Below are 19,521 nucleotides of genomic sequence, written 5' to 3' on the forward strand. Positions count from 1 at the left end.
GTTGAGTTTGATTGCCCGCCTTTATGCTTTATGCATGGAAAACACGCCAGCAGCTCCTACCAACCTGTCACCGGATCTTCTGCAACCCGGCATGATAACCGCATGCCTGGGCAAGGCCGCCATCGAGGCACCGCCCGCGATGCTGGCGCAACTCGTCGCGGCCGGGCTGGACCTGCTTCCCTTTCCGGGCCGCGGCAGTACGCTGCTGCGCTGGCAGATGCTGGCTGCAGTGGCCGCGCACGACCTTTCGCTGGTCAAGCTTTACGAGGGCCATACCGACGCGCTCGCGATCCTTGCCGAACTGGAGGGCGGACCGCCGCCGCCAGGCAGTGTATGGGGCGTCTGGTGCGCTGAGCCGCCGGGCGCAAGGGTGAGCATCGAAGGCAGCCCCGCGCCGGGCGCGGCGGTTCGCCTCCAGGGCGTCAAGGCATGGTGTTCCGGAGCAGCCGACGTCAGCCACGCACTGGTCAGCGCATGGGATGCGGACGGCCGGCCCTGGCTGGTCGCGGTCGCCATGCGGCAGGACGGCGTCCGTGTGCTGCAGGGCGGCTGGCAGGCTGTGGGCATGGCCAGCACCGGCACGGCGGAAGTCGCGTTCAGCGGCGCGGAAGCATTCTGCGTCGGCGCCAGCGGCGCCTATGTGCAGCGGCCGGGCTTCTGGCATGGCGGGGCCGGCATCGGCGCCTGCTGGTACGGTGCGGCGGCCGAACTGGGCCGCATGATGCAGTCGGCCGGCGGCGAGCCGGATGCGCACCGGCTCGCGCACCTGGGCGCGGTCGACTGTGCACTGTCGGCGGTGCGCGCGCTGCTGCATTCCAGCGCAGCTGTGATCGACGCCGAGCCGTCGGGCGACGCGATGGCGCTGGCCATGCGGGTGCGGCTGGCAGTTGAAGCGGCCGCGACCGTCGTGATGCGGCATGCCGGCGAGGCGCTGGGCGCCCGTCCGTTCTGCCTGGACCGCAAGTTCGCGCGGCTGATGGCCGACCTGCCGGTGTTCCTGCGCCAGAGCCACGCCCGGCGGGACGAGGCGGCGCTGGGCCGGATCGCGCACGACCGGCAGCAGGGCTGGGCCTTATGAGCGGCGACCGTGAAATCCGCGGCGCCGGCACGGCCGAAGCCAGCTGGCAGTCGTGGCAGGGCTGGCAGGCGCTGCCCGAGGTCGATGCCGCCCAGCTTGCGCCCGCTGGCAGCCGCACGCTGATCCTGGCGCCGCACCCGGACGACGAGTTGCTCGGCTGCGGCGGGCTGATCCGCGCGCTGGTCCAGCTGGGCCGCGAAGTGCTGCTGGTGGCCGTTACCGACGGCGGCGCGAGCCACCCGGATTCATCGGAATGGCCGCCCGAGCGGCTGAAGCGGCAGCGTTCACGCGAGACCGCCGATGCGCTGGGCCTGCTGGGCGCTGCTCCGGTGACGGTGATGCGCCTGGGCCTGGACGACGGCCAGGTTGCCGCGCAGGCAGGCCGGCTGCAGCAGGCGCTCGACCTGCTGGTCAGGCCGGGCGATGTGATGGTCGCCACCTGCCGCTTCGACGGTCATCCGGACCATGAGGCGGTGGGCGCCGCCGCCGCGCAGGCCGCGGTCCGGCGACGCGCGACGCTGCTCGAAATGCCGGTGTGGATGTGGCACTGGGCCGAAGCGGGCGACCAGCGCGTGCCATGGGACCGCGCCTGCCGGCTGCGGCTGGACGCTGCCGCCCAGCAGGCCAAGCGCAGCGCGGTGCAGGCTTACCGCAGCCAGCTCGAACCCGACCCATCAACCGGGCGCGACGCGATTGTCCCGCCCACCGCACTGGCGCGGCTGCTGCGCGACGAGGAAGTCTATTTCAGATGAACGGCACCGGCCTGTCCTATTTCGATGAACTCTATGCGGCAAGCGATGACCCCTGGCTCATGCAGCAGCGCTGGTACGAACGGCGCAAGCGCGACCTGGTCATGGCATCGCTGCCGCGCGAACGCTACCAGCTGGCGTTCGAGCCCGGCTGCGGCAACGGTTACCTGACGGCGGCGCTGGCGCGGCGCTGCGAGCGCCTGCTGGCAAGCGACTTCTCGACCGACGCGGTGCGGCTCGCGCGCAGCCGCCTGGGCGATGCCGGGCACGTGACCATCGAATGCCAGCACGTGCCGCATGCATGGCCGGCCGGGCGCTTCGACCTGGTCGTGCTGAGCGAATTCGGCTTCTACCTGGACGATGCGGAATTGGCGCTGCTGCAGCGGCGCAGCGTGGACGCGCTGGCCGACGACGGCGTGCTGCTGGCCTGTCACTGGCGCCGGCCGTTCGCCGAGCGCACCCAGGACAGCGACGCCATCCACGAATGGTTCAGCCGGCAGCCGCAGCTGACCCGCATCGCGCATCATGAGGAAGCCGATTTCCTGCTCGACGTATGGAGCCGCCAGCCGGCTTCGGTCGCACAGGCGGAAGGCTTCGCATGATAGGCGTGCTGATCCCGGCGCATGACGAGGAAGCCTGCCTGGCCGACTGCCTGGACGCGGTGTTCCGCGCCGCGGCCCATCCGGGGCTGGGCGGCGAGCAGGTGGTCGTGGCCGTCGCGCTGGATGCCTGCAGCGACCGCTCCGAACAGCTTGCCGCGGCCTATCCGGTGACGCTGATCCGGCTCGATGCGCGCAATGTCGGCATGGCCCGCGCCGCCGCGGCGGTCGCGCTGCTGGATGCGGGCGCGGACTGGCTTGCCTGCACCGATGCCGACACCGTCGTCGCCGACGACTGGCTGCACCAGCAGCTGAGGCTGCGCGACGAAGCGGGCGCCGACGCCGTCTGCGGCACCATCAGCGTCACCGACTGGACGCCGCACCTGGCACGGCTGCAGGCGCTGCTGCAGCGCTTCCATGCGTCCTATACCGACGCGGATGACCACAGGCATATCCACGGCGCCAACTTCGGCGTCTCGGCGCAGGCCTACCGTCGGGCCGGCGGCTTCCAGGCGGTGACCTGCAGCGAGGATGTCGCGCTCGTGATGGCGCTGCAGGCCGACGGCGCCCGGATCGCATGGAGCGCCGCGCCGCGGGTGGTGACCAGCGCCCGCATCGCCAGCAAGGCGCGCGGCGGCTTCGGCGACACGCTGTTTGCATGGAGCATGCAGCCGCCGGCATGAGGAAGCCCGCGCCGGGCGCAGCGTTAGCGGTGATGGGCGCGCGCTTGCGGAGAGTCGTGCGGCGCAGGCGCGGCGCGGGAACCTGGGTCGGGCTCCGGGTCTAAAAGGACATTACCCAACCAGGAGACACCATGAGCAAGCTCGACCAGGAAAAGCGGGACGAGATCCCGTCACGCGAATTCGCCTTTCCCAAGCAGCAGAAGGAGCCGCTGGAAGACGCCAGCCACGTGCGCAATGCGATCGCCAGGTTCAACCAGGTCGAAGGCGTGACCGACGCCGAGCGCGACGAGGCATGGAAGCGCATTCGTGCGGCGGCGCGCAAGTTCGATGTGGAAATGGAAGAGGGTGGATGGCGCGAGCTCAAGCACGGCGGGCACCGGAAGAGCTGACCGGCCGCGCGGCGACGGCTGCGCACTGAGGCAGCGAAGGCCTGCGGCGCAGGCCTTCGCTGCTGCTACTTCAATGCTGTCGCCGGTCTCTTTCGCCTGCCGCGTCCGGGACCGGCGCAGCGTCAGGCCGCCGCCTGGACCTCTGCCATCCGGCACGCCACCAGCTCGGCGATCGTCAGCTGCGGCAGCCCATGGAGCGCGGCGAAGCGGTCGATGTCCTCGCCCCGCATCATCGAGCCGTCCGGGTTCATCAGCTCGCACAGCACCGCCGCCGGCGCCAGCCCGGCCAGCAGCGCGAGGTCGATCGCGCCCTCGGTATGGCCCTGCCGTTCCAGCACGCCGCCGCGCGCGGCCCGCAGCGGGAATACGTGGCCGGGCCGCACCAGGTCGTCGGGCAGCGCGTCGGCGGCGATGGCGGTGCGTATCGTGTGCAGCCGGTCCGCGGCCGACACGCCGGTGCTCACGCCATGGCGCGCCTCGATCGACACGGTGAATGCGGTGCCGTTGCGGCTTTCGTTGCTGGCGACCATCTGGGGCAGGGCCAGCGACTGCAGTTTCTCGTCGGACAGGCACAGGCAGACGATGCCGCTGCATTCGCGGATCAGCATGGCCATCGACTCGACCGTCAGCCTGTCCGCGGCGACGATCAGGTCGGCTTCATTCTCGCGGTCGAAATCATCCAGCAGGATGACGGGGAGGCCGCGCTGCATCGCCTGCAATGCAAGCGCCAGCCGTTCATGCGCGGCTGCGCGGCTCGTGGGAAACGACGTACTTTTCAACTCGGTTTTTGACATGGAAACGCTCTTCACAAAAGATGGGTGAAAGCGTTTCAGGGCAAGCAAACAGGCATAGCCCCGCGCCGATCGCTCGGTGTCGGGGATAGGACCGTAAGCACATCTTCTCTCATCCGGACTATGACCGTCGGCCCTGGAATCGCACCAGATCTGCTGACCTTGCTTGCGCAAGCGCTCGCGGGCTTGTCTACGTGATGTAGTTTTACCGCCGGTGGGGAATTTCACCCCGCCCTGAAGACGCACTGACATGGGACCGATGGATGGCCCCGGGCAAATCTTATCATCGATCGAATAGTACGGTCGTGCAAAAACCGCTAGCCAGCGCTGTGCTTCCTTCGTATGATGTTCGTCACTTTGGTCGACTGGCACGCATAACAACATGAACCCATTGCCCGACGGTTTGATCCTGGTCGCCAAGCGCGGCTGCCCGACCTGCACGCTGGTGGAGCCGCTCGCGGCCGAGCTGGCCGGCAGCGGCCCGCTGACCGTGTATGTGCAGGACGACCCGGCCTACGCCGGCGGCATGGCGGGCGTCGTCGACGACCGCTCGCTCGAACATTCCTACCGTCTCAATATCGAAGTGGTGCCGACGCTGATCCGCGTTGAAAACGGACGCGAGGTGGCGCGCACCTACGGCTGGCATCGCGACGACTGGCGCAGCCTCAGCGGCCTGGATGCGCTGGGCGAAGGGCTGCCTGCGCTGCGCCCCGGCTGCGGTTCCAAGACCCTGGACCCCGGCGTCGCCGAGGAACTCGCGCTGCGCTTCGGCGACGTGCGTTTCGCCTCGCGCGAGGTCACGCTCGGCGACGAGGAAGACGCGATCGAGGCCTGCCACCAGCGCGGCTGGACCGACGGCCTGCCGGTGGTGCCGCCGACCCGCGAACGCGTGCTGCGCATGCTCGCCGGGACCACGCGCAAGCCGGATGAAGTGCTGGGCATGGCGCCGCCAGACCTGGCGCCCTGCACCGTCGAAAAGGTCGCGATCAATGCGGTGATGGCCGGCTGCAAGCCCGAGTACCTGCCCATCGTGCTGGCCGCGGTGGAAGCGGCGCTGGTCGACGAGTTCGGCATGCATGGCGTGCTCTGCACCACGATGTTCGCCGGGCCGGTGGTCATCGTCAACGGCCCGGCGGCAAGGGCGGTCGGCATGAATTCCGGCGTCAATGCGCTGGGGCAGGGCAACCGGGCCAACGCCAGCATCGGCCGCGCGCTGCAGCTGGTCATACGCAATGTGGGCGGCGGCAGGCCGGGCGAAGTGGACCGCGCGACGCTCGGCAACCCGGGCAAGCTCAGCTTCTGCTTTGCCGAAGCCGAAGACAGCGGCTGGGACTCGCTGGCGGTGGAGCGCGGCTTCGGCGCGGGCGCATCGACCGTCACGCTGTTCGCCGGCGAAGGCGTGCAGGGCATCGTCGACCAGAAATCGCGCACGCCGGAGTCGCTGGCGAAGAGCTTCGCGCTGTGCCTGCGCGCGGTCGACCATCCGAAGCTGGCAATGGCCGGGGACGCGGTGCTGGTGGTGTCGCCCGAGCATAGCCGGGTCTTCATCCAGGCCGGCTGGTCGAAGGCGCGGCTGCTCGACGAACTGACCGCATTGCTGACCTTCGATGCCGACGACATGCTGGCCGGCGCCGGCGGCATTGCCGAAGGCCTGCCGGCGGCGCTGGCAGGCAAGAAGGTGCCCAAGTTCCGCCCCGGCGGACTTCTGATCGTGCGGGCCGGCGGCAGCGCCGGCCTGTTTTCCGCTGTCATCGCCGGCTGGGCCGCATCCGGCCCCACCGGCTCCACACCTGTCACCAGGGAGATTGCCTTATGACGCAACAAACCATATTGCTCGACCCGACCGCGGAGCGCGCGCCGTCGGCGCGGCCGCGGCTGGCGCGGCCCGCACAGCTGGACGGCCTGACGGTCGGCCTGCTGGACATATCGAAGGCGCGCGGCAATGTCTTCCTTGACCGGCTCGACGAGCGCCTGTCGGGCATGGGCATCGCCGTCAAGCGCTACAAGAAGCCGACCTTCACCCGCGTCGCGCCGACCGCGCTTTCGCAGCAGATCGCCGGCGAATGCCAGGTCGTCGTCGAAGGCCTGGCCGACTGAGGGTCCTGCACGTCGTGCTGTATGCATGACATTGCGGACCTCGAAGGTCGGGGCATACCTGGAGTAGGCGTTGCATCCACTGAGTTTGTCGAAGCGGCTGCGCTGCAGTCGAAGAGCCTGGGTTTCGACCCGGCGATGGTGTTCGTCCAGCATCCGATACAGGATCGCAGCGACGACGAGATGCGCGCGCTGGCCGACCAGGCGGTCGAGCCCATCCTGCGCGCGCTTACCGGCGCAAAGGGCTGAGTCCAGCCGGGAAAGGCGTTTATGAAGGCCGACGCGCTGGCGCGCCTGCCGTCGGTCGACCGCGTGCTGCGATGGCCGCCGGTCGCGGCCCTGGCCGCGAGCCACGGCCGCGCGCCGGTGCTGCACGTGGTGCGCGCGGCACTGGACGCATGCCGGGCCGCCGCCACGGTCCCGGACGATGACGCGCTGTGCGACGACATCGGGCGGCGGGTAGAGGCCGACCTCGCGCCCAGCCTGCGCCGGGTGCTGAACCTGACCGGCACCGTGCTGCATACCAACCTGGGCCGCGCGCCGCTACCGCAGGAAGCCATCGATGCGATGGTGCAGGTGGCATCGGGCGCGTCCAATCTCGAATACGACCTCGCCACCGGCAAGCGCGGCGACCGCGACAGCCACGTCGAGAAATGGCTGTGCCGGCTGACCGGCGCCGAGGCGGCCACCGTCGTCAACAACAATGCGGCCGCCGTGCTGCTGACCCTCAACAGCCTGGGCGCGCGGCGCGACTGCATCGTCTCGCGCGGCGAACTCATCGAGATCGGCGGCGCGTTCCGGCTGCCCGACATCATGGCCCGCGCCGGCTGCCGGCTGCGCGAGGTCGGCACCACCAACCGCACCCACCTGCGCGACTATGCCGAGGCCATCGGCCCGCGCACCGGCCTGCTGCTGAAGGCCCATACGAGCAATTACCGGATCGAGGGCTTCACCGCCGAGGCCGACCCGGTGAAGCTCGGCGCGTTGGCCGCCGAACATGGGCTGCCCTACGTGGTGGACCTCGGCAGCGGGACGCTGACCGACCTGTCGCGCTTCGGCCTGCCGCGCGAGCCGACGCCGGCCGATACGCTGCGCGAAGGCGCGAGCATCGTCACCTTCAGCGGCGACAAGCTGCTGGGCGGGCCGCAGGCCGGCATCATCGTCGGCCGCGCCGACCTGGTCGCGCGGATCAAGAAGAATCCGATGAAGCGGGCGCTGCGCTGCGACAAGCTGACCATCGCGGCGCTGGGCGCGGTGCTGCGGCTCTATGCCGACCCGGACCGGCTCGCGCAGCGGGTGCCGGCGCTGCGGCTGCTGTCGCGCCCGGCGGCGGAGATCGAGGCGCAGGCGCTGCGGCTGCTGCCGGCGGCCGCGCAATGGGCGGGCGGGCGCGGCCGGGTCGACGTGGTGCCGGTGCAGAGCCAGATCGGCAGCGGCTCGCTGCCGGTCGACCTGCTGCCCAGCTTTGCGCTGCGGATCGCGCCGGCCGGCAAGCGCGGCGGGCAGGCGCTGGAAGCGCTGGCCACCGCGCTGCGCAGCCTGCCGCTGCCCGTGATCGGCCGCGTCGCCGACGGCGCGCTGCTGCTGGACCTGCGCTGTCTCGATGACGAAGCCGGCCTGCTGGCCGCGCTGCTGCCCGCATGATCGTCGCGACCGCCGGCCATGTCGACCATGGCAAGACCACGCTGGTGCGCGCGCTGACCGGCGTCGACACCGACCGGCTGCCCGAGGAGAAGCGCCGCGGCATGTCGATCGACATCGGCTTCGCCCATGCCGACCTGGGCGGCGCGCAGCCGGTCGGATTCGTCGACGTGCCCGGCCATGAACGCTTCCTGCGCAACATGCTGGCCGGCGTCGCCGCGATCGACTTCGCGCTGCTGGTGATCGCCGCCGACGACGGCGTGATGCCGCAGACGATCGAACACCTGGCCGTGCTGGACCTGCTCGGCATCGCGCGGGGCGCGGTCGCGCTGACCAAGGCCGACCGGGTCGACGCCGCCCGCATCGATCAGGTCGGCGCGGAGATCGCCGCGCTGCTGGCGCCGACCTGCCTGCGCGACGCGCCGGTCTTTGCGCTGTCGGCTACCGCGGGCGCCGGCGTGGAGGCGCTGCGGCAGCACCTGGCCGCGGCGCAGGCCGGGCTGGCCGCGCGTTCGCAGGACGGCAATTTCAGGCTGGCGGTGGACCGCAGCTTCACGCTCGACGGCGCCGGCCTGGTCGTCACCGGCGCGGTGCTGGCCGGCAGCGTGCAGGAAGGCGATGCATTGCTGCTGTCGCCAGCCGGCGTGCCGGTGCGGGTGCGCGCGATCCACGTGCAGGACCGGCCGGTCGGCCGGGCCGGGGCCGGCATGCGATGCGCGCTCAACCTCGCCGGCGACCTGAAGCGGGTGGAAGTCGGCCGCGGCGACTGGGTCGTGGCGCCCGCCGCGCACGTGTCGACCTCTCGCCTCGACGTGCGGCTGCGCCTGCTCGCGGATGCGGCCGCGCCGCTGGCGCACTGGACGCCGGTGCAGCTGCATCTGGGCGCGGCCAGCCTGGGCGCCCACGTCGCGCTGCTGCAGGTCCGGGCGCTGGCGCCGGGCGAGCAGGCCTATGCGCAACTGGTGCTGGAGCGGCCTGCGGCAGCCATGCACGGCGACCGCTTCGTGCTGCGCTCGCAGGCCGGGCAGCGCGTGATCGGCGGCGGTATCGTGATCGACACCATGGCCACCAGCCGGCGCATCGCCCGGCCGTTGCGCCTGGCCCGCAGCATCGCGCTGGACCACGCGGATGCGGGGCACGCGCTGGCAGCCCTGCTGGACGTCGAAACCGCCGGACTGGTGCTGGAAGATTTCGTGCAGGCGCGCAACCTGTCGGAAGCCCAGGTTGCGCGCCTGCGGCTGTCGGCGGCAATGCATGCTGCCGAATCGGGCGGCAGCACCTATGCGATCGGCCGGCAGCGCTGGCAGGCGCTTGAACGGCGTGCGCTGGCGCTGGTGGCGGACTGGCATGCGCGGCAGCCCGACAGCCTGGGCGTGCCGGAAGCCTGGCTGGCCGGGCAATTGCGCAGCGAGGCGCTGCCGCCGCTGGCGCATGCGGCCTTGCGCGCATTGCTGCAGCAGGGGGCGCTGGTGCGCGACGGGCTGCTGCTGCGGCTGCCCGATCATTGCGCGCGGCTGGATGCAGAGGACAGCGCCCGGCTGGCGCAGGTCGCGGCGCTGCTGCAGCCGGCCGGCCTGCGCCCGCCCATCGTCGGGGAACTGGCGGCCGCGCTGGGCATGGAACGCGCGGCGCTGATGGCTTTCCTGGAGCGGATCGCCCGGCTCGGCTATTTGGAACAGATCGCGCCCAACCGCTATTTCCTGCCGCAGACGGTGGCGGCCCTGGCGGACATCGCGGCGGCGCTGGCGCAGGAATCCGGCACCGGCGAATTCGACGCGGCCGGCTTTCGCAACCGTTCGGGCATCGGGCGCAACCTGACGGTGGAAGTGCTGGAATACCTGGACCGGGCCGGTTACACCCGGTATGCGCACGGGCGGCGGCGGATGGTCCGGTAAGCCGGGGGCTACGCGTCCGGCTGCGCCTGTGCTACGCTGCCGGCTCGGAAGGACATCGCATCCCGGTGGTGCGCCCGGACTTCAAATCCGGTGAGGCGCGCCACGCGTGCCTGGTGGGTTCGACTCCCATTTCCTTCCGCCTCTCCTCGTTGTTTTCTCTCATTGAAAGTGTCCGTCTATCGCCCAAGGAATCGCAGCGTGCATTAAAATGCAGGCGGTTTTTCCATGGAACAATGACGAGATAATGACGATGTTGATCTTTTTGACGGGTTCGGTGATTTGGCTTGGGGCGCTGGTGGGGGCGGGGTATTCGCATTACCGGTACCGGGTCAGGAATGACCGGATTTATCGGGAGCAGTTGGGGAGGGAGTATATGGGGGGAACCTGGTAGGTTCGGGGCCCTGGCGGGGCTGGCGTGCTGACTGGCGCGGGCGTAGCCTTGCTTTTGCGCTTGGCGCTCGATTAAGCTCCGCGCAGCGACAGTTGCTGTTGCTTGTGAACTGGCCGTTGCCGTTGCCGTTGCAGTGAATCCCCGTTAGATGGCGACGCGTCGCCAGTGCCTGAAACGGATAAAGAAGCGTCCGCTGTCTGAGCGAAGCGAGTTTCGGACGCTTCCCGTTTCAGGTGCTGGCGGCGCGTGCAGTCCGCGCAGCGGACCGCCATCGTAGGGGTCGCCTTTTTTGCCCCACTTTTTTGGCGAAGCAAAAAAGCGGGTCGGCTGCCGGGCCGAACACCCGGCTACTCCCCACGGCAGTGAAGCCTCAATGTTTCACCCGTCAGCAGACGTAGCATCGGCGCCTTGCGTTGTGCAACCGTCGCAAACTGCAAAAGCGCTTCGCGACGGTACGCCTGCTGGCGGGTGAAGCGATACCGGCTAGCCTGCCGGACGACCTAGCCGGGAGTCCGTCCCGGCGGCCGGGTCACTTCTTTTGCTTCGCCAAAAGAAGTAACCAAGAAAAGGCGACCCCGGAGATGCCGCCCCGCTGCGCGGGGTGCCCACGCCGCTGGCACCGAAATCGGGAAGCGTCCGAAACTCGCTTCGCTCAGACAGCGGACGCTTCTTTATCCGATTTCGGTGCCAGCGACGTGGCGTCATCAACGGGGATTCACTGCAACGGCAACGGCAACGGCAACGGCAACGGCAACGGCAACGGCAACGGCAACGGCAACGGCAACGGCAACGGCCACTTCACAGACAACTGCAACGGCAACCGTCGCTGCGCGGAGCTGAACGGAAACTCCCTAAGCGGTAACTGCGACAACAGCTTTGCAAAGATGCCGGGATTAAGTTTAATGATTAGCTGCAGGCTTAAGATCCCGATGATCAGCGGCATCCGGCCCGCAGCGGTCTGCGATGAAAGCGCAGCAGCGAACCCGCCGGCCCCGCAACCTACCGCCCAACGAAACCGCTAGGATCCGCCCGCGTCCGGCCGCGCAGCCTCGCCATGTTCTCTCGCCGCCAGCGCGGCGCCTATCATCACCAGCACCGGGCCGCTGCAGCGCGCCAGTCCCTGTTCCAGGTCGTCCAGCCTCAGCCGGAGCACGTGCTCGTTCGCTAGGCTGCAGTTTTCCACTACCACCACCGGGGTGTCGCCGGGCTGGCCGCGTTCCAGCAGCTTGCGCGCCGTTACCATCGCCTCGCGTCCGCCCATGTACTGGACCAGCGTGTCGCAATCGGGCAGGGTGACCTGGTCGGGTTCGCCGGGAGCGGTGGCGGAGGTGAAGAGGGCGACGCTGCGGGCGATGCCGCGCCGGGTCAGCGGCTGGCGGGCCGAGGCGGCGGCGGCGAGGGCGGCGGTGATGCCGGGGACGATTTCGTAGGGGATGCCGGCTTGTTCCAGGGCGCGCAGTTCCTCGTCGGCGCGGCCGAAGAGCATCGGGTCGCCGCCCTTGAGGCGCACCACCAGCCTGTGCCGGTGCGCGGCGTCGACCAGCAGCTCGTTGATCAGGGTCTGCGCGGTGGAACGCTGGCCGGAGCGCTTGCCGACCGCGATCAGCTCGGCCTGCGGGCACAGGGCCAGCAGGTCGGGCGTGACCAGCGCGTCGTGCAGCACGGCGTCCGCCTGCGACAGCAGGCGCGCGCCGCGCACGGTGATGAGGTCGGCGGCGCCGGGGCCGGCGCCGATCAGGTAGACCTTGCCAGGGCCTGCATTACCCGCCATCGGGCTAGGCCGCCTGCGGCAGCCGTATCATGCCGGCGGCCACCGTCTGGTGGGTGACCTCGTCGATCAGGATGAATGCGCCGGTCGCACGGATATGGTCGTACGCGTCGGCCGCCAGCGGCTGCTGCACGTTCAGCGTGACCCGCGCGATGCCGTTCAGGCCCAGCGCATCGGCCGGCCGGCGCTCCTGGGTGTTGATGTCGAGCAGGCTGTCGAGCTTCGTCACCCGCGCCGCCACCTGGCGGGTCGTGTGCTTGAGCCAGTACTTGCGGCGCAGGTCCAGCGGCTCCTCGGACAGCCAGCACAAATCGGCTTCCACGGTTTTCAGCAGCGTGGCCGGCTGGCCGGCCGACACCAGCATGTCGCCGCGCGAGATGTCGAGGTATTCATTGAGCAGCAGGGTGACGGACTGGCCGACGATGGCGCTTTGCAGCGAGCCGTCCAGCGTGACGATGTCCTTCACCGTCGCCGACTGGCCGCCGGGCTGCACCGTCAGCTTGTCGCCGACGCTGACCTTGCCGGCCTCGATGCGGCCCATGTAGCCGCGGAAGTCGTTGGCCTGGTGGCCGTCGTGGCGCGCCACCAGCTGCACCGGGAAGCGCAGCGGGTCGTCATGCGACTCGTCGTACACGGTCAGCGATTCCAGCAGCTCGATCAGCGTCGGGCCTTCGTACCAGCCCAGCTTGTCGCCTTTCTTCACCACGTTGTCGCCGGCCAGCGCCGACAGCGGGATAGGGCGGATGTCCTTCAGCCCGAGCTGCTCCGCGAACGCCCGGTAAGCGGCGACGATGCGGTCGTACACGGTCTGGTCGTAGTCCACCAGGTCCATCTTGTTGACCGCCACCACCACGTGCTCGATCTGCAGCAGGTGGGCAATGGTGGAATGCCGCTTGGTCTGGATCAGCAGGTCCACGCTGCCGTCGTCGCCCAGCTTCACCTTCGACACGTCGATCAGGATAATCACCGCGTCGGCGGTCGATGCGCCGGTCACCATGTTGCGCGTGTACTGCTCATGGCCCGGCGTGTCGGCGATGATGAACTTGCGCTTGGGCGTGGCGAAGTAGCGGTAGGCGACGTCGATGGTGATGCCCTGCTCGCGCTCGGCTTCCAGGCCGTCGGTCAGCAGCGACAGGTCGATGGTGTCGCCGACCGTGCGCTTGTGGCGGGCGCGGGACATCGCGTCGAGCTGGTCGGCGAAGATGCCCTTGCTGTCGAACAGCAGGCGGCCGATCAGCGTGCTCTTGCCATCGTCGACCGAGCCGGCGGTGATGAAGCGCAGCAGGCCGCGTTCGGTTTTTTCGGCGGGCGCGTTGGTCGCTTGGGTTGCCAGGGCGTTCATCAGAAATATCCTTCCTTCTTGCGTTTTTCCATCGAGGCTTCCGAGGTCTGGTCGTCCATCCTCGTTGCGCCGCGCTCGGTGATCTGGGTCACCGCGGTCTCGGCGATGATCGCGTCCACCGTGGCTGCGTCCGACGACACCGGGCAGGTGCAGGAGATGTCGCCGACGGTGCGGAAGCGCACGGTCTGGGTCTCGATCTGCTCGCCTTCGCGCGGCGGCGTCAGGTCCGTCAGCGGCACCAGCAGGCCGTTGCGCGGGATGACCTGGCGCTCGTGCGCGAAGTAGATGCTCGGCAGCTCCAGCTTCTCGCGGGCGATGTATTGCCAGACGTCGAGCTCGGTCCAGTTCGAGATCGGGAACACGCGCATGTTCTCGCCGGGATGGACGCGGGTGTTATACAGGTCCCACAGTTCGGGACGCTGCGCCTTCGGGTTCCACTGGCCGAACTCGTCGCGGAAGGAAAAGATGCGCTCCTTGGCGCGGGCCTTTTCCTCGTCGCGGCGGGCGCCGCCGATGCAGGCGTCGAACTTGTGCTCGGCGATCGTTTCCAGCAGCGTCACCGCCTGGGCCGCATTGCGCGAGTCGGTCTTCGGATTGCGCAGGCGCACCGTGCCGCGCCGGATCGAGTCCTCGACCGAGCCGACGATCAGGCGCTCGCCGAGTTCGGCCACGCGCTTGTCGCGGAAGGTGATCACTTCCTCGAAGTTATGGCCGGTGTCGATATGCACCAGCGGGAACGGGAAGCGGCCCGGCCGGAAGGCTTTCTCGGCCAGGCGCAGCATGACGACCGAGTCCTTGCCGCCCGAGAACAGCAGCGCCGGGTTGCTGCACTCGGCCGCGACCTCGCGCATGATGTGGATCGCCTCGGACTCGAGCCAGTCCAGGTGGCGGTTGGCCGCCGAGGCGGTCAGGAATTGTTCGACTGCTGTGTTCATGATGGATACCGATCTGGCTTATGCAATTTGTTTGATGCGGATGAGCTTGCCGTCGACCACGTGCAGGCCGCACTCTTTCGATTCCGGGTTTTCCCACCACCAGCGTCCGGCGCGCACGTCCTCGCCCGGCTGTATCGCCCGGGTGCACGGCTCGCAGCCTATCGACGGATAGCCACGGTCATGCAGCGGGTTGTAAGGCACGTCGTTGCTGCGGATGTAGTGCCAGACGTCTTCTTCCAACCAGTCCGCCAGCGGGTTGAACTTGGCCATGCCGTGCGCCGCGTCGTCTTCCTGCACCGCGAGCTCGGTGCGGGTCGCCGACTGCGCGCGGCGCTGGCCGGTGATCCATGCGCGCTGGCCTGCCAGCGCCCGGTTCAGCGGGTCGACCTTGCGGATGCGGCAGCATTCCTTGCGCATCTCGACGCTGTCGTAGAACGCGTTCAGGCCATTCTGCTGCACGTAGGCGTCGACCGCCGCGGGGTCGGGGCGATAGGGCTCGATGTCGTAGCCGTACACTTCGCGCACCCGGTCCAGCATGCCCAGGGTTTCCTTGTGCAGCCGGCCGGTTTCCAGCGTGAAGATGCGGATAGGCAGCTTCGCGCGCAGGATCAGGTCGGTCAGCACCATGTCTTCCGCCGCCAGGCTGGATGCGAACACCGCTGGCGTGAAGTCGGACGCGATGCGTTCCAGGGTCGCCCGGGTGGCCGCGACCAGGCCGTCGTAGTCGGCGGAAATCATTTTGTCGCCGGCTCCACGTCGGCCGTGCGCTCGACGCGCCGGAACAGCGGCGCCTTCTGGTCCCACGATGCCTGGTAGGCCTCGGAGAAGTCGGTCAGGCCCTTCAGCGCATCCTCGATGCTGCGGTCCGGCCGGGTCGCGAAGGCGTTGAAGCCGACCCGCTGCATGTAGAACAGCTGGTCGCGCAGCACGTCGCCGATGGCCCGCAGCTCGCCCTGGTAGCCCAGCCGGGCGCGCAGGTTGTAGGCGGTCGAATAACCGCGGCCGTCGCCAAACTTCGGGAAGTCCACGGCGATCAGCGGCAGCGTCGCCACGTCGTCCTTCAGCGCTTCCGGCCGCTCGTCGCTGGCCAGCCAGACGGCCACGTCGCCGCGCGCCAGCAGGCTGTCGCGGCGCGACTGCCATACCGCCAGCGGCACGATGACCTTGCCCTCGGGAATGGCGACGCCTTCGGCGGTCTCGCCCTCTGCCAGGCGCAGCACCTGCCAGTCGTCCGCGACGATCTTGCGGTCCTTGATGATGTCACGCATATGCGTCTTCTCCTGCGTTGTTGCGCGCCTTGATCGGGGTCGCGTACACATGTTCCTTGAACGGCGCCACGCCGAGGCGGCGCACGGTGTCGATGAAGCGCTCGTCCTCGATGCGGTCGCGCACATACACTTCCAGCAGGCGCTCGATAACGGTCGGCATCTGGTGCGCCGAGAACGACGGCCCGATGATCTTGCCGATCGAGCTCTGGTTGCCCTGGGCGCCGCCGAGCGACACCTGGTACCACTCGGCGCCGTCCTTGTCCACGCCCAGGATGCCGATGTTGCCGACATGGTGATGGCCGCAGGCGTTGATGCAGCCCGAGATGTTGAGCTCGATGTCGCCGATGTCATGCTGGAAGTCGAGGTTGTCGAAACGCTCGGCAATGGCTTCCGCGATCGGGATCGACTTCGCATTCGCCAGCGAGCAGAAGTCGCCGCCCGGGCAGCAGATGATGTCGGTCAGCAGCCCGATGTTGGGCGTGGCCAGTCCCTGCGCCTTCGCTTCCTGCCAGAGCGCGAACAGCTCGCTCTGCTTCACGTCGGCCAGCACCAGGTTCTGCTCGTGCGTCACGCGCAGTTCGCCGAAGCTGTAGCGCTCGGCGAGGCCGGCGACGAAGTCCATCTGGTCGGCGGTCATGTCGCCCGGCGGCACGCCGGTCTTCTTCAGCGACAGCAGCACGATCGCATAGCCCGGCACGCGGTGCGGCTTGACGTTGCGGTTGATCCAGTTGGAGAAGGCCTTGTTCTCTTCCTGCTGCGCCTTCAGCGCGGCGCCGCCGTCTTCCAGCGGCTCGTAGGCGGGCGGCGCGAAGTACGCGGCCACCCGGTTGAATTCGTCCTCGGTCAGCGTGCTCGGGCCGTCCTTGATGTCGGTCCATTCCTGCTCGACCTGCCGCGCGAAGTCTTCGGCGCCGATGGCCTTGACCAGGATCTTGATGCGCGCCTTGTAGATGTTGTCGCGACGGCCGTACTGGTTGTAGACCCGCATGATCGCTTCGGTATAGGTCAGCAGGTGCTCGCGCGGCAGGAACTCGCGGATCACGCTGCCGAGGATAGGCGTGCGGCCCATCCCGCCGCCGACCATCACGCGGAAGCCAACCTCGCCCTGCTCATTCTGCAGCACGGTGAACGCCAGGTCATGCACGGCGGTCGCTGCGCGGTCTTCCACCGAGCCGTTGAAGGCAATCTTGAACTTGCGCGGCAGGTAGGCGAACTCCGGGTGGAAGGTGCTCCACTGGCGCATGATTTCCGCATACGGCCGCGGGTCGACGATCTCGTCGGCGGCGACGCCGCAGAACTCGTCGGTGGTGATGTTGCGGATGCAGTTGCCCGAGGTCTGGATCGCGTGCATCTCGACCGACGCCAGCTTTTCCAGGATCTCCGGGGTCTCTTCCAGCGTGATCCAGTTGTACTGGATGTTCTGGCGGGTCGTCATGTGGCCGTAGCCGCGGTCATGCTTGCGCGCGATCTCGCCGAACATGCGTATCTGCTGCGCATTCAGCAGGCCATAGGGCACGGCCACGCGCAGCATGTACGCATGGCGCTGCAGGTAGAGTCCGTTCTGCAGGCGCAGCGGCCGGAATTCTTCCTCCGCCAGCTCGCCGGACAGGCGTCGGCGCACCTGGTCACGGTATTGCTCGATGCGTTCCTTGACTATCTGGAAATCGTACTGGTCATAACGATACATGGTCATTCCTTAAATTGGGCTTCGGTCACAGCACCAGTTTGGCTGCAACGCCTGTCAGGGTGATCGCCAGCAGACCGCGCAAAGCGCGTTCCGGCACCGCACGCGCAGCCAGCGAACCGAGGGTGATCCCGGGCACTGAACCGAGCAGCAGCATGGCAAGCAGTTCCCAGTTGATCGACCCCAGCCACCAGTGGCCCAGGGCCGCAATCGCCGTCAGCGGGACGGCGTAGGCAATGTCGGTGCCGGCTATTTCAGCCGGCTTCAGGCGTGGATACAGCAGAACCAGCAAGGTGGCGCCAACCGCTCCGGCGCCAATGGACGATATTGTAACCAATGTACCCAATATTGCGCCTGAGACAACAGTGGCCGTCGTCAGCGCGCGGCCGTGCAACTGGCGGCTCGGATGGCTGTTCATCCATGCCTGCATGCGGCCTCTGAACAGGATGGCGACGACGGTCAGCAGCACCGACGTGGCGATCGAATAGCGTATGAACTGGCCGATCTCCTGGCTGAGCGCACCGAAGTACTTGAGTCCCAGCGCGGTCACCACCGCGGCCGGCAGCGCGCCCAGGCACAGGCGGCGGACGATATCCCAGTGCACATTGCCATGGTAGCGGTGGGCGAACGTACCGGCGACCTTGGTCGCGGAGGCAAAGGCGAGGTCGGTTCCGACCGCCACCGCCGGGTTGATCCCGAACAGCAGCGTGAGCAGCGGCGTCATCAGCGAGCCGCCGCCGACGCCGGTCAGGCCAACCAGCAGGCCCACCGCAAAGCCGGATCCTACATACGTTAAAGTCATAACCCCCCGCGCAAATGAGCACGAATCGTAATAAACTCCGGCCTTATTCACAACGACAGAGTATTTATTTGCTTATATGCTTATGCGTAATATGCAGGATGTCGTCTACCTGATCGGCTCTTTCCCATGAATCTCCATCAACTGCGTTTCGTCCGTGAAGCGGTGCGCCAGAATTTCAACCTCACCGAAGCCGCGAAAGCGCTGTTTACGTCCCAGCCCGGCGTCTCCAAGGCCATCATCGAGCTGGAGGAAGAGCTGGGCGTGGACATCTTCACCCGCCACGGCAAGCGCATCCGCGGCCTGACCGAGCCCGGCAGGGCCGTGCTGAAGTCGGTCGAAACGGTGATGCAGGAAATCGACAGCCTCAAGCGCATCGGCAAGGAATTCGCCGCGCACGACAGCGGAAGTTTCACCATCGCAACCACCCACACCCAGGCCCGCTACTCACTGCCGCGCGTGGTCCAGCTATTCGCGCAGCGTTTCCCGAAAGTGCGGCTGTCGCTGCTCCAGGGCAATCCCAAGCAGATCGCCGAGATGGTGCTGAACGATCAGGCCGACCTGGCCATCGCCACCGAGTCGATCGCCGAGATGGATGGATTGATCTCGCTGCCGTGTTACCAGTGGGAGCACCTGGTGGTCACGCCGCCCGACCATCCTCTGCTGCGCGCCAAGCCCCTGTCGCTGGAGGAAATCGCGAGCTACCCGCTCATCACCTATGACGCCGCTTTCGCCGGCCGCAACAAGATCGACCATGCATTCGCGCTGCGTTCGCTGAAGCCGGACATCCTGCTCGAGGCGATCGATGCGGATGTGATCAAGACGTATGTCGAGCTGGGGATGGGGGTGGGGATCATTGCGGGGATGGCGTTCGATGCGGAGCGCGACCGGAACTTGCGGGCGATGTCGGCTGGACATCTGTTTGGCAGCAATGTGTCGAGGGTGGCGGTGAAGCAGGGGGCTTATCTGCGGAGCTATGTGTATACGTTCATCGAGCTGATGACGCCGGCGCTTACCAGGAAGCTGGTGGAGCAGGCGATGAGCGGCGAGCAGCCGATGTATGAACTGTGAGGGCTGCCGCGGGGGAGGGGTAGGGCGCCGCGCAGCGACGGTTGCTGTTGCAGTTAGCTCCGCGCAGCGACCGTTGCCGTTGTAGTCGCCGTTGCCGTTCCGCGTAGCGACAGTTGCCGTTGTAGTTGCCGTTCCGCGTAGCGACAGTTGCCGTTGCCTTTGAAGTGGCTGTTGCCGTTGTCGTTGCCGTTCCGCGCAGCGACAGTTGCCGTTGCCGTTGCCGTTGCCGTTGCCGTTGCCTTTGAAGTGGCCGTTGCCGTTGCAGTGAATCCCCGTTAGATGGCGACGCGTCGCCAGTGCCTGAAACGGATAAAGAAGCGTCCGCTGTCTGAGCGAAGCGAGTT

The 19,521-nt window shown here is 67.9% G+C and carries 19 protein-coding genes, 1 tRNA gene and 1 riboswitch; of the genes, 12 read left to right on the forward strand and 8 right to left on the reverse strand.

Annotated features, from left to right (window positions below; genetic code table 11):
• The first annotated feature begins 91 nt into the window (after window positions 1-91).
• The 5 genes from QOL82_RS08675 to QOL82_RS08695 all read left to right on the forward strand — a co-directional run bounded on the left by QOL82_RS08675 (window position 92) and on the right by QOL82_RS08695 (window position 3,498).
• Window positions 92-1,078 (forward strand): acyl-CoA dehydrogenase, encoded by a 987-nt coding sequence (locus tag QOL82_RS08675; RefSeq protein ID WP_283441852.1) that lies wholly within the window; start codon window positions 92-94, stop codon window positions 1,076-1,078.
• Entirely contained in the window at window positions 1,075-1,830 is a 756-nt protein-coding gene (locus QOL82_RS08680) for a PIG-L deacetylase family protein (protein ID WP_283441853.1), read from the forward strand. The genes QOL82_RS08675 and QOL82_RS08680 overlap by 4 nt, the downstream gene beginning before the upstream one ends.
• Window positions 1,827-2,429 carry a class I SAM-dependent methyltransferase gene (locus tag QOL82_RS08685; protein WP_283441854.1) on the forward strand — a complete coding sequence of 201 codons (603 nt, stop codon included), beginning with the start codon at window positions 1,827-1,829 and terminating at the stop codon, window positions 2,427-2,429. The genes QOL82_RS08680 and QOL82_RS08685 overlap by 4 nt, the downstream gene beginning before the upstream one ends.
• Complete coding sequence (locus QOL82_RS08690) at window positions 2,426-3,109, forward strand: glycosyltransferase family 2 protein (RefSeq protein WP_283441855.1); 684 nt, start codon at window positions 2,426-2,428, stop codon at window positions 3,107-3,109. Before QOL82_RS08685 ends, QOL82_RS08690 begins: the two co-directional genes overlap by 4 nt.
• 131 nt (window positions 3,110-3,240) lie before the next feature.
• Window positions 3,241-3,498 (forward strand): DUF6582 domain-containing protein, encoded by a 258-nt coding sequence (locus tag QOL82_RS08695; protein WP_283441856.1) that lies wholly within the window; start codon window positions 3,241-3,243, stop codon window positions 3,496-3,498.
• A gap of 122 nt (window positions 3,499-3,620) precedes the next feature.
• On the opposite strand, the gene ribB is transcribed toward QOL82_RS08695, so the two are convergent.
• Window positions 3,621-4,292 (reverse strand): 3,4-dihydroxy-2-butanone-4-phosphate synthase, encoded by a 672-nt coding sequence (gene ribB / locus QOL82_RS08700; protein WP_283441857.1) that lies wholly within the window; start codon window positions 4,290-4,292, stop codon window positions 3,621-3,623.
• Window positions 4,293-4,389: 97 nt separating this feature from the next.
• A riboswitch (FMN riboswitch) is annotated at window positions 4,390-4,535 on the reverse strand.
• A gap of 136 nt (window positions 4,536-4,671) precedes the next feature.
• On the opposite strand from ribB, the gene QOL82_RS08705 reads away from it, so the two are divergent.
• The 6 genes from QOL82_RS08705 (at window position 4,672) to QOL82_RS08730 (ending at window position 11,332) form a co-directional block, all read left to right on the forward strand.
• Window positions 4,672-6,105 carry a thioredoxin family protein gene (locus QOL82_RS08705; RefSeq protein WP_283441858.1) on the forward strand — a complete coding sequence of 478 codons (1,434 nt, stop codon included), beginning with the start codon at window positions 4,672-4,674 and terminating at the stop codon, window positions 6,103-6,105.
• Entirely contained in the window at window positions 6,102-6,632 is a 531-nt protein-coding gene (locus QOL82_RS08710; RefSeq protein ID WP_283441859.1) for a UGSC family (seleno)protein, read from the forward strand. Before QOL82_RS08705 ends, QOL82_RS08710 begins: the two co-directional genes overlap by 4 nt.
• A 21-nt stretch (window positions 6,633-6,653) precedes the next feature.
• The gene (gene selA, locus QOL82_RS08715) at window positions 6,654-8,027 is read left to right on the forward strand and encodes an L-seryl-tRNA(Sec) selenium transferase (protein WP_283441860.1); all 1,374 of its coding nucleotides are present in this window, start codon (window positions 6,654-6,656) and stop codon (window positions 8,025-8,027) included.
• Complete coding sequence (selB, locus tag QOL82_RS08720) at window positions 8,024-9,919, forward strand: selenocysteine-specific translation elongation factor (RefSeq protein ID WP_283441861.1); 1,896 nt, start codon at window positions 8,024-8,026, stop codon at window positions 9,917-9,919. Before selA ends, selB begins: the two co-directional genes overlap by 4 nt.
• A gap of 46 nt (window positions 9,920-9,965) precedes the next feature.
• Window positions 9,966-10,058, forward strand: a tRNA-Sec gene (locus QOL82_RS08725).
• A 947-nt stretch (window positions 10,059-11,005) separates the two neighbouring features.
• The gene (locus tag QOL82_RS08730) at window positions 11,006-11,332 is read left to right on the forward strand and encodes a hypothetical protein (protein WP_283441862.1); all 327 of its coding nucleotides are present in this window, start codon (window positions 11,006-11,008) and stop codon (window positions 11,330-11,332) included.
• On the opposite strand, the gene cobA is transcribed toward QOL82_RS08730, so the two are convergent.
• The 7 genes from cobA to QOL82_RS08765 are packed head-to-tail and all read right to left on the reverse strand — an operon-like array spanning window position 11,329 to window position 18,109.
• Complete coding sequence (gene cobA / locus QOL82_RS08735; RefSeq protein ID WP_283441863.1) at window positions 11,329-12,081, reverse strand: uroporphyrinogen-III C-methyltransferase; 753 nt, start codon at window positions 12,079-12,081, stop codon at window positions 11,329-11,331. The genes QOL82_RS08730 and cobA overlap by 4 nt on opposite strands.
• Window positions 12,082-12,085: 4 nt before the next feature.
• Entirely contained in the window at window positions 12,086-13,420 is a 1,335-nt protein-coding gene (locus QOL82_RS08740) for a sulfate adenylyltransferase subunit 1 (protein WP_283441864.1), read from the reverse strand.
• Window positions 13,420-14,355, reverse strand: a complete 936-nt coding sequence (gene cysD / locus QOL82_RS08745; protein WP_283441865.1) for a sulfate adenylyltransferase subunit CysD — start codon at window positions 14,353-14,355, stop codon at window positions 13,420-13,422. Before cysD ends, QOL82_RS08740 begins: the two co-directional genes overlap by 1 nt.
• Window positions 14,356-14,373: 18 nt before the next feature.
• Window positions 14,374-15,093 (reverse strand): phosphoadenylyl-sulfate reductase, encoded by a 720-nt coding sequence (locus tag QOL82_RS08750; protein WP_283441866.1) that lies wholly within the window; start codon window positions 15,091-15,093, stop codon window positions 14,374-14,376.
• On the reverse strand, window positions 15,090-15,623 hold the full coding sequence (locus QOL82_RS08755) for a DUF934 domain-containing protein (protein WP_283441867.1): 534 nt from the start codon (window positions 15,621-15,623) through the stop codon (window positions 15,090-15,092). Before QOL82_RS08755 ends, QOL82_RS08750 begins: the two co-directional genes overlap by 4 nt.
• A complete protein-coding gene (locus QOL82_RS08760; protein WP_283441868.1) occupies window positions 15,616-17,310 on the reverse strand; it encodes a nitrite/sulfite reductase in 1,695 nt (564 codons plus the stop codon). The genes QOL82_RS08755 and QOL82_RS08760 overlap by 8 nt, the downstream gene beginning before the upstream one ends.
• Window positions 17,311-17,335: 25 nt before the next feature.
• Window positions 17,336-18,109, reverse strand: coding sequence for a sulfite exporter TauE/SafE family protein (locus QOL82_RS08765; RefSeq protein WP_283441869.1), 774 nt, complete (start codon window positions 18,107-18,109; stop codon window positions 17,336-17,338).
• A gap of 126 nt (window positions 18,110-18,235) precedes the next feature.
• Here QOL82_RS08765 and QOL82_RS08770 point away from each other — a divergent pair, with 126 nt between their 5' ends.
• Entirely contained in the window at window positions 18,236-19,177 is a 942-nt protein-coding gene (locus QOL82_RS08770) for a CysB family HTH-type transcriptional regulator (protein WP_283441870.1), read from the forward strand.
• The last annotated feature ends 344 nt before the right edge of the window (window positions 19,178-19,521 follow it).

It is taken from the genome of Noviherbaspirillum suwonense (assembly GCF_900182955.1).
Classification (GTDB): domain Bacteria; phylum Pseudomonadota; class Gammaproteobacteria; order Burkholderiales; family Burkholderiaceae_D; genus Noviherbaspirillum_A; species Noviherbaspirillum_A suwonense.